At 42.3% G+C, this 15,645-nt stretch carries 16 protein-coding genes and 2 pseudogenes; all 18 read right to left on the bottom strand.

Annotation, left to right across the window (positions count from 1 at the left end; genetic code table 11):
* Window positions 1–358: 358 nt before the first annotated feature.
* A complete protein-coding gene (locus FZ941_RS00540; RefSeq protein WP_148886435.1) occupies window positions 359–2,320 on the bottom strand; it encodes a fructose-specific PTS transporter subunit EIIC in 1,962 nt (653 codons plus the stop codon).
* Entirely contained in the window at window positions 2,317–3,228 is a 912-nt protein-coding gene (pfkB, locus tag FZ941_RS00535) for a 1-phosphofructokinase (protein WP_148886434.1), read from the bottom strand. Before pfkB ends, FZ941_RS00540 begins: the two co-directional genes overlap by 4 nt.
* A complete protein-coding gene (locus tag FZ941_RS00530) occupies window positions 3,225–3,968 on the bottom strand; it encodes a DeoR/GlpR family DNA-binding transcription regulator (RefSeq protein ID WP_148886433.1) in 744 nt (247 codons plus the stop codon). Before FZ941_RS00530 ends, pfkB begins: the two co-directional genes overlap by 4 nt.
* 147 nt (window positions 3,969–4,115) lie before the next feature.
* On the bottom strand, window positions 4,116–5,087 hold the full coding sequence (locus tag FZ941_RS00525; RefSeq protein ID WP_148886432.1) for a CPBP family intramembrane glutamic endopeptidase: 972 nt from the start codon (window positions 5,085–5,087) through the stop codon (window positions 4,116–4,118).
* A 19-nt stretch (window positions 5,088–5,106) separates the two neighbouring features.
* Window positions 5,107–5,730, bottom strand: coding sequence for a TIGR01906 family membrane protein (locus FZ941_RS00520; RefSeq protein ID WP_148886431.1), 624 nt, complete (start codon window positions 5,728–5,730; stop codon window positions 5,107–5,109).
* Complete coding sequence (locus FZ941_RS00515) at window positions 5,723–6,493, bottom strand: TIGR01457 family HAD-type hydrolase (protein WP_148886430.1); 771 nt, start codon at window positions 6,491–6,493, stop codon at window positions 5,723–5,725. Before FZ941_RS00515 ends, FZ941_RS00520 begins: the two co-directional genes overlap by 8 nt.
* A 10-nt stretch (window positions 6,494–6,503) precedes the next feature.
* The gene (locus tag FZ941_RS00510; protein ID WP_148886429.1) at window positions 6,504–7,241 is read right to left on the bottom strand and encodes an acyl-[acyl-carrier-protein] thioesterase; all 738 of its coding nucleotides are present in this window, start codon (window positions 7,239–7,241) and stop codon (window positions 6,504–6,506) included.
* A gap of 3 nt (window positions 7,242–7,244) precedes the next feature.
* Window positions 7,245–8,375, bottom strand: a complete 1,131-nt coding sequence (gene hemW, locus FZ941_RS00505) for a radical SAM family heme chaperone HemW (protein WP_148886428.1) — start codon at window positions 8,373–8,375, stop codon at window positions 7,245–7,247.
* A 116-nt stretch (window positions 8,376–8,491) separates the two neighbouring features.
* Entirely contained in the window at window positions 8,492–8,785 is a 294-nt protein-coding gene (locus tag FZ941_RS00500) for an AraC family ligand binding domain-containing protein (protein WP_148886427.1), read from the bottom strand.
* Between the two features lie 210 nt (window positions 8,786–8,995).
* Window positions 8,996–9,598 carry a hypothetical protein gene (locus FZ941_RS00495; RefSeq protein WP_148886426.1) on the bottom strand — a complete coding sequence of 201 codons (603 nt, stop codon included), beginning with the start codon at window positions 9,596–9,598 and terminating at the stop codon, window positions 8,996–8,998.
* Window positions 9,599–9,929: 331 nt separating this feature from the next.
* A complete protein-coding gene (rfbB, locus tag FZ941_RS00485; protein WP_148886425.1) occupies window positions 9,930–10,976 on the bottom strand; it encodes a dTDP-glucose 4,6-dehydratase in 1,047 nt (348 codons plus the stop codon).
* 143 nt (window positions 10,977–11,119) lie between these two features.
* The gene (locus tag FZ941_RS00480) at window positions 11,120–11,713 is read right to left on the bottom strand and encodes a dTDP-4-dehydrorhamnose 3,5-epimerase family protein (RefSeq protein ID WP_148886424.1); all 594 of its coding nucleotides are present in this window, start codon (window positions 11,711–11,713) and stop codon (window positions 11,120–11,122) included.
* A 4-nt stretch (window positions 11,714–11,717) separates the two neighbouring features.
* Window positions 11,718–12,587 carry a glucose-1-phosphate thymidylyltransferase RfbA gene (gene rfbA / locus FZ941_RS00475; protein WP_148886423.1) on the bottom strand — a complete coding sequence of 290 codons (870 nt, stop codon included), beginning with the start codon at window positions 12,585–12,587 and terminating at the stop codon, window positions 11,718–11,720.
* 134 nt (window positions 12,588–12,721) lie between these two features.
* Window positions 12,722–12,865 (bottom strand): annotated as a pseudogene (locus FZ941_RS10880) (zinc transporter); the annotation flags it as partial.
* Window positions 12,841–13,004 (bottom strand): annotated as a pseudogene (locus tag FZ941_RS10875) (ZIP family metal transporter); the annotation flags it as partial. The pseudogenes FZ941_RS10880 and FZ941_RS10875, both read right to left, overlap by 25 nt.
* 157 nt (window positions 13,005–13,161) lie before the next feature.
* Entirely contained in the window at window positions 13,162–13,380 is a 219-nt protein-coding gene (locus FZ941_RS00460; protein ID WP_148886421.1) for a hypothetical protein, read from the bottom strand.
* 107 nt (window positions 13,381–13,487) lie between these two features.
* Entirely contained in the window at window positions 13,488–14,528 is a 1,041-nt protein-coding gene (locus FZ941_RS00455; RefSeq protein ID WP_148886420.1) for a hypothetical protein, read from the bottom strand.
* A gap of 9 nt (window positions 14,529–14,537) precedes the next feature.
* Window positions 14,538–15,641: an FAD-binding oxidoreductase gene (locus FZ941_RS00450; protein WP_148886419.1), complete on the bottom strand. Its 1,104-nt coding sequence runs from the start codon at window positions 15,639–15,641 to the stop codon at window positions 14,538–14,540.
* Between the last annotated feature and the right edge of the window lie 4 nt (window positions 15,642–15,645).

The raw sequence follows: 15,645 nt of genomic DNA, 5'->3' as shown, positions 1-15,645 counted from the left end.
AAGGAATCACTTGACAATTTAAAATCGAATGCAGAAGAGAATGTCTCGCATGTATCTCAATCCAAAAGACTTCCTCATTGACCTCGCTTATTTCGCAAGACATTTTTATCCCTTCTTTTGTCACAATATGGTACTTTCTTCCTTCGTAGAAAAAGTCTTCTCCACCTTCAAAGTAGATGGCTTAATTTGTTGACAAACTAGGGAGCCATCTATCCATCATTTTCAATGCTTCCCAAGCAACTTCTGCTTTCATATTCACAACTAACTTATCTGTATATGTTTTCATGATCTTATCCCATCTATTCAAATTATAGCAAAAAGAATCTTGATAGACCATCAAGATTCTTTCGCATATGTTTTATTTTTCCAGTGGTTTACGCAAATATCCGAAAAGAATACCGCTGACAACTGCACCAATCAAAACATACACAAGGTAAAGGATTGGGTTGTTAGTCAAACCGATAACGAAGATTCCTCCGTGAGGAGCCATAAGTTTGATGCCAGACAGACCGACAAGTGCACCTGTAAGAGCTGAACCGACGATAAAGCTTGGAATTGCACGGGCTGGGTCAGCAGCTCCAAAAGGAATCGCACCTTCTGTGATGAAAGAAAGCCCCATGACGATATTTGTCAAACCAGAATCACGTTCTTCAGTAGTAAATTTATCTTTGAAAAGCAGAGTTGCCACGAATACTGCAAGCGGTGGAACCATTCCGGCTGCCATAACCGCTGCCATGACTGGAGAACCACCAGTTGAGACAGTGCTTGCCAGCGTACTTGTACCAAATACATAGGCTGCTTTGTTCACTGGTCCACCCATATCGACAGCCATCATACCACCGACTAAGAGACCGAGAAGAACCGCAGAGCTTCCGCTTAGACTAGCAAGGAAATCGTTGAGGGCTGTATTGATTGCTGCCATTGGAATATTAACAGCCAACATGACAAATCCAGTCACAAGAACACCCAGAAGTGGCAAGAGCAAGATGGAGCGGATACCTTCAAGTGAGCGAGGCAGACCAGCAAGTAATTTGCGAAGGACTAAAATCACACCACCAGCTAAGAAACCACCAACCAGAGCTCCAAGGAAACCAGATGATACACCCGCTAGAGAGAGTGTCTTCTCACCACCTGCAGCATAGGCAACACCACCAAATGATGCACCGCTGCTAGCAATTGCACCGGCTACGAAACCAGAAACCAAACCTGGCTTTTCAGCGATTGAGTAAGCGATATAACCAGCCAATACTGGCAACATGAAGCCAAAGGCTGCACCACCAATTGCTTTAAATTGAGCTGCAATCTCATGATAGCTTCCCAGATTAGAAAGCTGATCCTTTGGCACACCTAAGATCTGATCCAGCAAGAAGGCAATGGCAATCATAATCCCGCCGCCAATAACGAATGGCAACATTTGAGAAACACCGCTCATCAAGTGCTTGTAAAAAGCTCCGCCCAAGCTAAGTTTTTCATTGCTGCTAGCTACTGCAGCGCCACCATTAGCAGCCTTGTAAACTTCGGCATTGCCAGAAAGAGCCAGATTGATGAGTTCTTCTGTCTTGCGAATACCGTCTGCAACCGGGCGACTGATTAAAGGTTTGCCGTCAAAACGATCCATTTCAACAGCCTTGTCTGCTGCGATGATGACTGCTTTCGCTTTCTTGATGTCTTCTGCTGTCAGTTTGTTGCCAACACCGCTGGCACCATTGGTTTCAACCTTGATGCCGACACCCATTTCAGCAGCCACCTTTTGAAGGGCTTCTTGAGCCATGTAAGTGTGGGCAATCCCTGTTGTACAAGCTGTAACAGCTACGAGGAAGTCCCCAGATTCGTTGGCAGGAGCAACAGTTGCTGGTTCAGCTGCCTTTTCAGACGCTTGGTCAAAAAGAGCGATAACTTCGTCTGGTGAAGATACTTTACGTAATTTGTCAGCAAAACCGTCTTTCATCAAGTATTGAGACAATTCTGCCAAGGCTGCCAAGTGAGTATCATTGGCACCTTCTGGAGCTGCAATCATGAAGAAGAGATCAGTTGGCTGACCATCCAAACTTTCATAGTCAACACCCTTGTTTGACTTAGCAAAGAGAACAGTCGCTTCTTTGACAGCAGAGTTTTTGCTATGGGGCATAGCAATCCCCTCACCCAAACCAGTTGAGGTCAAGGCCTCACGCGCTAAGATTCCTTCTTTAAAAATTTCAAAATCCGTCACATAACCGTGATCGACCAAACTTTTAATCATCTCTTCAATGACAGCTGTTTTTTCAGTTGCCTGCAAATCCAGCAACATGACATCTTTTCTCAATAGGTCTTGAATTTTCATCGTTTTTCTACCTCAACTTTTTCATATGTTTCTTTAATAAATTCCGCTGTTGCCAAGTCATCCGAGAAAGTAGTTGCCGTTCCGCAGGCCACTCCCCATTTGAAGGCTTCTACTGCATCTTTTGATTTTACAAACTCACCTGTAAATCCGGCAACCATGGAGTCGCCAGCTCCTACTGAATTTTTCACTGTTCCCTTGATTGGTTTAGCGAAGTAAGCTCCCTCAGATGTGACAAGAAGGGCACCGTCCCCAGCCATAGAGATAATGACATTTTGAGCACCTTTAGTCAGCAATTCTCGAGCATATTTCTCGATTTCGTCTAAGCTTTCCAGTTTCACTCCAAAGATAGCTCCAAGTTCGTGATTATTTGGTTTGACCAAAAGTGGCTGGTAGTCCAAACTATCAATCAAGGTCTGTCCTTCAAAGTCACAAACCACTTGCGCCCCAGTCTGGCGCGTCAAGGCAATCAGCTCCTTGTAGATGACATTTCCCAAGTTCTTAGCACTTGAACCCGCAAATACAACCGTATCTTCTGCTGTCAAACTAGATAAAATAGCTTTCAATTCTTCTAGCTGAGCTGGTTCAACATTTGGACCCGTTCCATTGATTTCTGTTTCTTGGTCTGCTTTGATTTTAACGTTGATACGCGTATCTTCCGCCACTTGGACAAAACGTGTCTCGATTTCTTCTTCTGCCAGAGTATCTGTGATAAATTTACCAGTAAAGCCTCCGATAAATCCAGTCGCTGTATTGGGAATACCCAAGCGTTTCAAGACACGACTGACATTGATTCCTTTCCCACCAGCAAACTTATCATCACTGTCCATACGATTGACACTACCGACTTGAACTTGGTCCAAGCGAACGATATAGTCAATGGATGGATTGAGTGTGACTGTATAAATCATACTTCTATTACCTCCGTTTTTTCTTTAATCTTTTGAATCACGTCAGATTCTGTCTGGTTTGTAATGAGCCTTGCGCGCGATATTGGGGCCACTTTTGCAAAAGATGTCTGCCCCAACTTTGAAGAATCAGCCAAAACATAGGTTCTCTTGGCATTTTCCAGAATAGCGCGTTTCACTGCTCCTTCTTCCATATCCGGAGTTGTGAAAAATCCACTGTCAATTCCATTCATCCCGATAAAAGCCTTGTCAAAATTCAGCTGACCGATTTGATTTAGAGCGACACCACCGATACTGGCATCTGTCGAGCGTTTCACGACACCACCAATAATCACAGCGGGAATGTTGCGCTCCACCAACTTAGTCGCATGATGGATAGAGTTAGTCACCACCGTCACGCTCGGATCGTGCAATTCATTGACTAAGAGTTCATTGGTTGTCCCTACATCAATAAAAATGACATCGTATTCTTGAATCAAGCTGGCTGCTTTTTGAGCAATCTTAGTTTTTTCTTGAATGTTTTTGATAGATTTTTCTTGGTTGCTTTCTTCCTCCTGCAAAAAGTGAAGACTCTCGGCACCACCATGCACACGCCTCAACTTCCGCTCGCTTTCAAGCTCATCCAAATCTCTTCTAACAGTTGATTCTGAAGTGTTTAAAGCTTGTACTAGATACTCTAAAGACACAAATTTATCTTTGGTAACTTTTTCGAGAATCAGCTGCTTTCTTTTCGACTTCAGCATAGAATACCTCCTCTGCAATCGATTACAGTTCTATTATACAAGATTAAGTTTCAAAGTCAAGCATTTTCTATCAATTTCTTTCAAAATAATCCATTTATTTTAGAATATAGAAAAAAGAAGTCTGTTAGACTTCTTTTAATTTCTTTATTATCTTGTAGTGATATAGACAAGAAGGATCGGTAAAAAGGCAGCAAACACACATAAGATTGAAAATACCCAGAACCAGACTGATTTAAAGGCTTGCCTATATGTGCCGGGCTGAGATTTATTTTCAGTAATGTAGGCTTTAATCTTCGACCTATTTAAAATAAGTACAATCAATACTACCGTAGTTCCTGCAGTCATCAATGCATAATTTATGAGAATCACGATGCTTTCTGGGATATAGTTAGTCAGGAAATCAAGTCCTTCTGCGATGACCAAATTATTGAAAATATGGAAGAAAATTACCCAGAAAATAGAATATTCAAAAGCGATGTAACCAAATCCCAGACCAATCAGAGCTGCAAAATACACCTGATAGAGATTTTCATGGAATAGACCGAAAAGCAGAGCCGTCATAATAATGGCAAAAACTTTTCCGTGTTTTTCCAAAGCCCGCAAGCCTGCTCCCCGAAAAATAATCTCCTCCGTAATCGGTGCCATGATGGTGGTATAGATAAACATGGTGATTGAATGAGAGCTAAAATCCTGTGATAAAATCTCAGAAAGATCCAAGCCAAAGAGCGACAAAATAGCGTTCATGATTTGACTCGTCAAAGAACTAAAGAGTTGAGAAAAAAACAAGAAGCAAATCATGAAGAAGAAGACTTTGGCTGTCATTTTCTTATTTTTCTTGCGCAAATCTCGAGTAAAAAGCTGCTTGCCCCTGAAAATCGTGAAAATGAGCACTCCCACACAAGAAGCTATAATGTAGGAACCGCCATCTTTATCCATAAAACTTTTCACAAATTCCTCAGTCTTACCTATATCAAAGCCCTGCTGAAAAAGAACAAAGAAATAGGAAAAGATAGTATAAAGGATAACGACCACAAGCATCACGATAGAATAAGTGAAGCAGCTTGCTGAAAATCTCCCCAAATCTTTCTTGGGATTTAAAGGCTCAGGTAACGTATTCATAAAATCTCCTTTGTTATTATTAGCTACGAGTCTTTCTACTGAAAAAATACAAACTTAAAAAGATTCCTTCATAAAGAAGAGCAAAAAGAATAAAGGTGTGCATGAAAAATTCTTCTGGCAAAATCCAGATGACTGGATCCTTGGCTGGATCAAATAACCAGGTACTATCACCAACAAAGAGAACTTGATGAAAGAGCGTAAAAAAATTGTTAAAACCAATCAAGCCGGCCAAACAAATCATGACAAATGGCAATACGCTCAAGATAAATAAGCTTCTTTGATAAAGAGCTAAAAATCCTTTTTTGACCACTTTTTGGATAAAGAAAATCAAAGCAGGCAGAGTAACTAAAAAAATAGCTTGCGCCAAGTGAAAAAGATACTTAACCGCTTGAAAATGATGCAGACCTGCTGCTGACGAGCGAAAATCAGGCATCGACAGCTTCTGACTAAAAGGATTGGTCAAGTAATTCAGCAAAATGTTGAAATTATATTGGATAGTCTCTGCTTTCAAATGAACTTTATCTGGTAGGTTGAAATAAGAAATCTCCATTGGGTATAAGAGCCAGGCCAGATAAATGGTTAGCAATATCGCTGTTGCCAGCAAGCACAAGACGCTGGCTGAAAATCTTACCTTATCACGCATCAAAGTCCCACTCCGCTAGACTAGACAAGACATGTGTCGGCTGAATTGGCAGATTTGGCACCTCTTCTGGCAAGGTAAAGCCTGTCGTGACCAAGAGCGTCGGAATACCATTGTCAATTCCCGCTCGAATATCTGTCAGATAGTTATCACCCACCATGACCACTTCTTCACGCGCCAACCCTAGATGCTCAATGGCTTTTTCCATGATGATGGCATTCGGCTTGCCGATAAAGGTCGGCTGAACCCGAGTGGCTGCTTCCAAGAGGGCGTTGATAGCGCCCGCTCCCGGCTGCAGACCTCGCTCCGTCGGAATATTGAGATCAGGATTGGTCCCAATAAAGTGAGCGCCCTTTTGAATAGCCAAAGTCGCTAGGGTCAGCTTCTCATAGTCCACTTCCCAGTCCAATCCCACGACGACATAGTCTGGATTTTCTGTGTCTTCTATATAGCCAGCCTCTTCAATAGCCTGTTTAAGTCCGACATCACCGATGACATAGACTTTTTTGCCCAGATTTTTCTCCTGCATATAGTCAATGGTCGCTAAAGTCGCTGTGTAAATAGTCTCAAGCGGCGTTTCAATATTGAAATTCTCAGCCAACATGGTCTTCACGGCTTCTGGCGTGCGCGTAGTGTTATTGGTCACGAAAAGATAGGGAATCTTGCGCTTCTGCAGCTCATGCACAAAGACCTCTCCTGCTGGAATCCGGCTCTTTCCCTTATAAATCGTCCCGTCTAAATCAATCAAATATCCTTTATAAGTCATACATTACTTTCTAATCTTTTTCAATCTCTTGCCAAGTGATGATAGCTTGTGCATTGACATCGCCGTCACTGGAAATCTGGTGAGTGCTCTGCAGACCGTCTAGTTCATATCTAGAGGCAATCATCCCGCCCGGCCGGACTTCTTTGACATACTTCAGGTTGATTTTCTGAGGAATATGCTGGGTAAGGAAGTCTGCTCCCATGACCTCAAAAATCCAGTCCAGATACTTGCTATTATTGACATGACCGTTCATATCCAAGTCGTAAAAGCGCACATGGTAGTCCTTACTGATAGGATTTTCCAAGTTTGGATACTTGGGACCGCGCAGCAATTTCTTAGAAAAGTCAGACTGATAAGGTGCAACAATCTCAGGCTCCACCCCATGAACCTTACGGCTATCTCGGTCCATGAGGACAAAGCTTGCCATCATCTGTATAATTGCTTCACCCGCCTCATCAAAAATCGTGAAGCGACGGTAGCAAAAGAGCCGATTGTAGGTCAAGGCCTCTGTCTCAATAGTGATTTCCTCTGCAAAACGAGGCAAACGAACCACATCAATATCATAGTCCGTGATAATCCAGACCAGATTATACTGCTCCAACATATCCTTGTCGCTGACACCCAGCTCAATCGACTGCATGCCCGACACCTGCAAGGACAGCAAGATGACATCTGGCAACTTGATATGGCCGTTCATATCCGCCATATCAAAGGGAATTTTCATTTTCATTTGATAAGTTAAGCCCATGATTTACTCCAATATAAATTTCTCAGCAACCGTATCGCCCAAAAAGAGGCCTTGTTTGGTCATGCGCACTATGTCTTTGTCTGGCACTAGCAAGCCTTGCTCAGTCAGCTCAGACACAACAGCTCCGTACTGATCTTCAAAAGAAAGATCGAATTTTTCCTCGAAGCGCTTTTTAGAAACACCTGAATTCTTCCGCAGTCCGAGAAACATCTCTTCTTCCATCTTTTCTTTCAGCGTCAGCACTTCTTCCTGCACACGGGCATTGCCCGCTTCCACCGCCTGCAGATAATGACGAATGGGCCCGTGGTTTTTATAGCGGATGCCATCGACATAGCCAGACGCTCCCGCTCCAATACCATAATATTCCGCATTGTCCCAATACATGAGATTGTGGCGGCTCTCAAAGCCTGGCTTGGAAAAGTTTGAAATTTCATAATGCTCGAAGCCGGCCTTTTCGAGCTCAGCTATAATGTATTCAAACATCTCCGCTTCCAAGTCTTCCTTGGGCAGAGGTAGCTTTCCGCGCCGCATCCGATTCATGAATACTGTGTGATTTTCCAAAATCAAGCTGTACAGACTCATGTGAGGAATGTCCAGGGCAATGGCCTTGGCTACATTGATTTTCACATCTTCCATGGTCTGCTTGGGCAGGGCATAAATCAGGTCAATTGAGATATTGTCAAAACCTGCTTTTTTGAGATTGGCAATGTTCTCATAGATATCCTTTTCCGAGTGACTGCGGCCAATCTGCTTAAGCATGCGGTCATTAAAAGTCTGGACGCCCAGCGAAACCCGATTGACAGGCGAGTCTTTTAGTACAGCAATCTTCTCCTCATCCAAATCCCCGGGATTGGCTTCAATGGTCAGCTCTTCTAGATAAGACAAGTCCAGCTTGTCCGTCAGCTTTTCCAGCAAAAAAGCCAACTGAGGTGCTGATAGAGTCGTCGGGGTCCCACCTCCGATATAGAGGGTACGGAGCTTTTGGATGTCGTAAGAATGATACTCCTCAATCAAATGCTCCAGATAAGAATCTACTGGTTGATTTCTGATAAAAACCTTGGAAAAATCGCAGTAATAACAAATCTGGGTACAAAAAGGAATATGCACATAGGCAGAAGTTGGTTTAGTTTGCATAGTATTTATTATAGCATAAAATTAGCGACAAAGCCCTCTTGGAAAATAGAATAAAAAAACTCAAGAAATAGGAAAATTCCTTGAGTTAATGTTGAAAGAGCCTCTGTTCGAGTAGATCACGGATAAAGCAACTGCTGAATCACTAAAACATGGCTCTCTTCTACGCCATATAAACTATGAAGTTCATTCGGCTCCATTGTCAGAAAACTTCCCAGTACCAATTGTACAGTTTCTCCCAAGGCAGTAAAATCTACTTTTCCTTCTAGACAGACAACTGTAACAAGAGCATCTGCGCTATGTTCAGGAATTTGTTTTCCTTTAGCAAGGTGCAAATGGCGGATGAGACGTCCTTGCTCTTCAACTGGAGTTTCAACCACATCAACATTTGGATCTATTGAGTAAAATTTCATCGTTTCCCCTCCTTTTCTTCATTTTAGCATAATTTTAAAGAATTGTCTGAATTTTTTAATATTCCTAATTACTACCTACAAAGTTACAAAATATGGTATTTTCATCATGCTCTGTTCAATTAATTTCTTAAATATAAAAAGATTGAAGAACGTCACCTAAAATAGGCCTTTTCTTCAATCTAGAAATTTGGTTTAAATTAGATTTTAAAATCATTGAATTCCATAAGCCATACTGATCTGGATTTTAGCAACTCCATTCTGCAGACTGATTTTGTCAATGCTGAACGGACTCTGCGGCAGAGATAGAAGGAAACTATCTCCCTCCGTCGTGATAGTCGAATTAGAGGTCTGCAGTTGCTGCTTCAGCATGCCAGTCACCCAAGATTTAGGGATAGGAAGGATGCCCAGCTTGGCACTATCAATTGTGATGTATAAGGCACTCCCCTTCACCGTCACATCCACCTCTAGATCTAGCTTACTATCAATGAAAAATAACTTAACTGGATACTGGATGCGCAGCTTATTGCCTTCAATACTGTAAGCACCATTCAGCAGCTCCTGATTCTCGCTATCGGTCAGCGAAGACTTGAGCACCTGATTGAGCTGGACGCTATTGAGAGAGACCTCTGTGCTGACTCCCTGAGCCGTCACATTAGCATTGTTTAAAGTCGGCTCAATCATACTTTCCCACGAAGTATTTGCTTGAACGTTTTTTAATTGCTCACTTGGATTGATAGAGGAAGGAACCAGAAATAGTACTGCTGCAAGCAACAGCACCAAGACAATTCCTACCAATCTTTTGATCAATTTCATTTTTGTCTTCCTTTACTTTGAGAAATATCCTTAGCTGAAAACACAGAAAGGATTTATCTCATTTTACACTATTTTTCCATCATTTTCTGTAATAAAGAGATTAAGAGACTAACAATCCTATGAAAAAGAGAGTGGGACAGAAATCGGTAATTCGTTAGAATTCGATTTCGTTGTCCCACCTCCGCACAGTTGAGTAGGGCTGTAAAAGCTGATGAAATCAGCGTAGTAGAGCCCACTCAACCACTGCGTCTTACTCGACAATCCAAAGACAATTGAGAGGCTAGGACTTTTGTCCCAGCCTCTTAGTCGTATATTGCCTGTATAACAAGACTTACTTAATCACTTGTTGCGTCTTAGCATAGTTGGCCTCGACTGCTTCTTTTTCTGATTTCCACCAGTCTTGGTTGTCCGTGTACCACTTGATGGTCTCTTTGAGACCCGCTTCAAAGTTGGTAAACTCTGGCTTCCATCCTAGCTCATCGCGAAGCTTGCTAGCATCAATAGCATAGCGAAGGTCGTGACCTGCACGATCGGTCACATGGTCATAAGCATCAGCCGGTTGCCCCATTTCCTTGAGAATAAGTTCCAGCACTTCCTTGTTGTTCTTCTCACCGTCAGCACCGATCAAGTAAGTTTCACCGATTTGACCCTTGGTCAAAATTGTCCAAACACCTGATGAATGGTCATTGGTATGAATCCAGTCACGGACGTTTTTACCTTCACCGTAAAGTTTTGGCTTGATACCGCTCAAGATATTGGTGATTTGGCGCGGAATAAATTTCTCAATATGTTGGTAAGGACCATAGTTGTTTGAACAGTTAGAAATGGTCGCTTTGACGCCAAATGAACGCACCCAAGCTTTAACGATTAAGTCTGAAGCTGCCTTGGTTGATGAGTATGGTGAGCTTGGATTGTACTTGGTTTCAGCCGTAAATTTCTCACCTGGACCTTCTCCATGACCTGGCAAATCTTCACGCAGAGGAAGATCTCCATAGACTTCATCAGTCGACACATGGTGGAAACGAATGTCGTATTTACGTGCTGCTTCCAAGAGTGTGTAAGTTCCGATGAAGTTGGTGTGGATAAATGGACTCGGGTCATTGAGCGAGTTATCATTGTGGCTTTCTGCTGCATAGTGAACGATAGCATCAGCTTCAGCTACCAGCTTATCTACCAAGGCTGCATCAGCAATATCTCCAACAACCAACTCAACACGGTCACCTAAAATTTCTTCAATATTGGCACGATTCCCCGCGTAAGTCAGCTTGTCCAGCACTGTCACATGGACATCTGGAAAGTTATTGTAAACATAATGGACAAAGTTAGAACCGATAAAACCAGCTCCACCTGTCACGATAATTTTTTTGTATTCAGTCATTGATTTTCTTGTCTCCAAAATGAAATTAGAATCAGGATAAATTTTTGAAATATTAAAAGAGCAAAAGCGATTAAAAAAGCAGAAAATAGAGTTTTCAAAAAGTTAAAAATGGAAATGATAAAAATAAACATCCACTTTTCTTCTTACAAATCTTCTTTTCTTAATGGTTTGACATCCTTCAGTAATGGATGGTTCTTATCTGCTTCTGAGACTTCTGCTGCTTCTAGGTTTTCCCACTGGATGCCTAAAGCAGGGTCTGCATAGTTGACAAAGGCATACTTAGGTTTGAGTTCCAAAGCCCAGTAGTCATTCACCAGATAGCTATAGGAAACCGTGTCAGAAAGGACTTGGAAGCCGTTGGCGACGCCACGTGGCACAAAAATTCCCTTGCTGGCATCGATTACTGTCTGGTAAGTATTGCCAAAGGTCTCACCTTCACGCAGGTCTACCCAAGATCCCAGCACCTTGCCGTCATCAGCAACAGAGATGTACTTGTCCCAAGGCTCAGCATGAAGGCCACGCAGGACATTTTTACGAGAAAAGCTGACATTATTTTGCAGTTTTCCTTCTGCAAAGAAGCTTACAGGAAAGCCTAGCGGCAGCATTTTTTCCTTTTGGAAATTCTCCTTAAACCAGCCTCGGTTGTCCCCTCGTACAGGGATATCAAATTCCAGCATACCTGGAATTCCGGGAACTTCACGCGCTGCTAATTCCTTATCAAAAAATTGTTCTGTCATCTTCTTACGCTTCTCCAATCAAACGGAGCAAGTATTGTCCGTATTCATTCTTCTTCAACGGCTGCGCCAATTCGTGCACTTGCTCTTTAGTGATATAGCCCATACGATAGGCAATTTCTTCTAGATTTGCCACCTGAACGTTCTGCATACGCTGAACTGTTTCGATATATTGAGCAGCTTCTAAGAGACTTTCGTGAGTACCTGTATCCAACCAAGCAAAACCACGTCCCATGAGCTCAACAGACAAATCTCCACGTTCCAAGTAAGCCTTGTTGACATCTGTGATTTCCAGTTCCCCGCGAGGACTTGGTTTGATATTCTTGGCAATTTCTACAACATCGTTATCATAGAAATACAGTCCTGTCACTGCATAGTTAGAGCGCGGCTGTTCTGGTTTTTCTTCGATGGAGATAGCATTCATATCTTCATCAAATTCTACGACACCAAAGCGTTCTGGATCCTTGACATGGTAGCCAAAAACAGTTGCTCCTTTTTCCTTAGCAGCAGCATTTTGGAGCATTTTACTCAGACCTGGTCCATGGTAAATATTATCCCCAAGAATCAGCGCTACATTATCATCTCCAATAAAATCAGCACCAATGATAAAGGCTTGTGCCAGCCCGTCCGGACTTGGCTGCTCTGCATAAGAAAGCTTGATACCAAACTCAGAGCCATCTCCCAGCAAATCCTCAAAACGAGGCAGATCCGTCGGAGTGGAGATAATCAAGATGTCCTTGATACCAGCCAGCATAAGAGTTGACAGTGGATAATAAATCATGGGTTTGTCATAAACCGGCATGAGCTGTTTTGACGCAGCGCGGGTCAATGGATACAAACGTGTACCAGAACCACCTGCAAGAATAATACCTTTCATATGAGTTTCCTCTCTTAATGTATTCTCCTTATTCTACCATTTTTGAAAGCGGATGTCATCCTTTTCACTCCCCTTAAATAAAAGAAAAATAGCGGAAATTCCGCTTTCTTCCGCTATTTGATTCAAATTTGGCATTATCCCAAAGCGACATCCAAGACCATCATGAGAACGAATCCCACCATGAGACCTAAAGTCGCCACATCAGTATTGCCATTGGTCTGCGAATCCGGTATCAACTCCTCTACCACCACGAAGATCATAGCTCCCGCCGCAAAGCCCATCATAATATCCAGCAGCTTGCGACTGACCTGATTTAAAGAAAAATACAATAGCCGAGCCCACAATGGTACACCCCCATGTAAAAAACCCGGCCAAGAATGCCTGCATAACCACAGGCTGCGATCGTAACCAGTCCATAACTTCTCCCTATCCTCTAAAATCAATCATACAAAATCGGCTTGGTTTCCCCGATACAATGAAGTTACTCGGCAATCGACAAACCATAATATCTCATCCAATATTTCACTATTCCATTCAGTCAGATAAGATATTTTCTTCTATGTCATATATAATTTTATCTCGCATTTAAACTCCAAATCGAATAAATACGGCTTTCAATTTCACGAAATGATAAATCCATAAACTCTTCATTTGATTCCGCTATCAGTCCATGATAACCCCAGACATTCACCCATATTTGGACCTTATCACTAATGATTTTTCGGTACAAATAATATCGTATGCTATCAAATTCTCCTTTAATAAATACATCATTTGGTAAAAAATTTTTCATCTTTCTCTCTCCACATAGAACTAGTAACTTTAAGAAAAGCATAATCATGACACTTGCACAACCACAAGCTGTTATTTAAAGCAAGCTCCCAAAAAAATTATTCTAACTTAATAGTCTTCATTTTGGATAGAAAATTGAACGATCTGATGATTTTGAACAATAACTTCATATTTACCGAATCCAGAATGCTTACTATCATTTCCAACACTAATAGCCATAAGATAGCGTGCATTCGGTAGCTTAGTTAAATCTAGCTGTTCTTGTAAAATCTGTTTGATTTTGTCATCATTCTTCTGGTCTTGACCAATATTAATGATAGAGCCATCGTCCTGCTCCGCGTTCAAAGTTACCTTCATTTCAATGGCAAGAGCCTCTTTTTCCAACATGTCAGAAATAGGGATTGGGTACAAGCCCTGCAAAGGCTGGCCTTCTTCCTGATTCTTTTTTATAAGAGCCTCGTATTTATCAATATTTGGTGCATCCTTATCTATCATAAAATCAAGGGATTCTAGGTATAGTTTCTTCTTATCCGCTCTTGCAAAACTATCTTTTACAGTCTGTAAAGTTTCACTATAACCTGGACTCAGCTCAAGTCCCCTATAAGCGATACTAGGGAAAGCTTGATAAATTGCGTCTCCCTTTTCAAGCTGTAGCTCAATATCCGTTTTTCCATTTTTCTTATCCCGAGAGGTGTAATATTCAATTCGGTCACCAATCTTAACCGTTTGCCCCTCAATTTCCTCAGAATACTCAGCGCTGATTAAATAACCAGCGAAAGAGGTATAGTTTTTATTGGCATCTAAAACTCTGACCGTTCCTTCAAAACCACTCTGCTTATAAGAGCGCTGAACAGCCTGTACCATTTCATATTTCGGCACTCGTACAAAAACTCCCCATATATCTATGAAATTCAGAAACATAGAGACAAGAGCCATGAGAAAAACGATCGCCACACTAGATAGGAAACAGCCCAAAACACCAAAGCCTATTTTCTTTTTTGTATTCTTTGCTAGTTCCTGATTTCCTCCATTATTTTGAGCAACAAGAGGATGTTGAGAACGACTTTTGTGTCTAGCAAATAGAATAAGTGGGATTGAAATTGATATTGATATTACTAGTAAAAGTAAAATGAGAAATATTATAATCATTTGTTTTCCTTAAGTGCCTTCTTCTTTCTCCACGTACCGTTCAATAGGATAGTCAGATGGATCTAGCAGTCCTGCTTCTCCTAAAGCCATCTGGGCCAATTGGCGTCCGATGAGCGGACCAGTTGTCAGACCAGAAGAGCCTAGACCGCTGGCTGCGTAGACATGCGGTAAGTCTGGAACAGCGCCAAAGAAAGGAGAAAAGTCGCTGGTATAAGCCCGCGTTCCCACGCGTTCGCCTAAAATCTCTGCAGTAGCCAACCTCGGCAAATAAGTTTCTGCTTCTTGCTGCAACTGATTCAATACCGTATTATCAACTGTCAAATCAAAGCACTGATCATTTTCATGACTGGCACCGACGCTGACCTTGCCTGCTAGAAAGGGAATGATATCCAGCTCGCCCTCAGGCATTACAACAGGGTAGTCATCCGTCTTTTCAGCCAGTTTAAAATCACGTAGCTGCCCCTTTTGCGGTCGAACATCTGTCACATAGCCTAGCGGCTGCAAGATTTCTCCTAGCCAAGCCCCCACAGCTAAGATAACACAGTCAAAGCTCTGACCATCCACCAGAAGTTGCTCTCCTTCTACTGTCAAGCTTACCTTTTTCTCAACTAGTTTTGCCTTACTAGCTTTCAGAAGCGTCTCCGTCAAGAGTGCTCCCTCCACACGGGCACCACCGGAAGCATATAGAAGCCACTCAAAACCTTGCAAGCTTGGAAATTTTTCCTGGGCCTCCTGACGGCTGAGAAGACTCAAGTCCCCTATTAAGGGCGACTCTTCCCGACGATTAGCAGCCAAATCATAAAGTTCCTTCAGCTTGCTCTCGTCCCTTTTCAGCAGATATACACCCGTCTGTTGGTAAAAGTCTGTCTGGATTCCAGCCGATTTCAGTTCTGCAATCAAGTCCTGATAAAAATCAGCGCCCAGACACGCCATCCTGTACCAAGCCTTATTGCGACGCTTTGAAAACCAAGGACTGATAATGCCAGCGGCTGCCTTGGTTGCCTGCCCCTTGCCGTCATCAAAGACAGTCACTTCCACATCTGGGGATTTGGATAGATAGTAAGCGGCTGTTGAGCCAACAATCCCATCTCCAATCACTGCTACTTTTTTCATGTCG

The organism is Streptococcus sp. Marseille-P6264, assembly GCF_902460355.1.
GTDB lineage: Bacteria > Bacillota > Bacilli > Lactobacillales > Streptococcaceae > Streptococcus.
The sequence above is the reverse complement of the archived record's forward strand: the minus strand, read 5'-3'. Positions and strand labels throughout refer to the sequence as shown.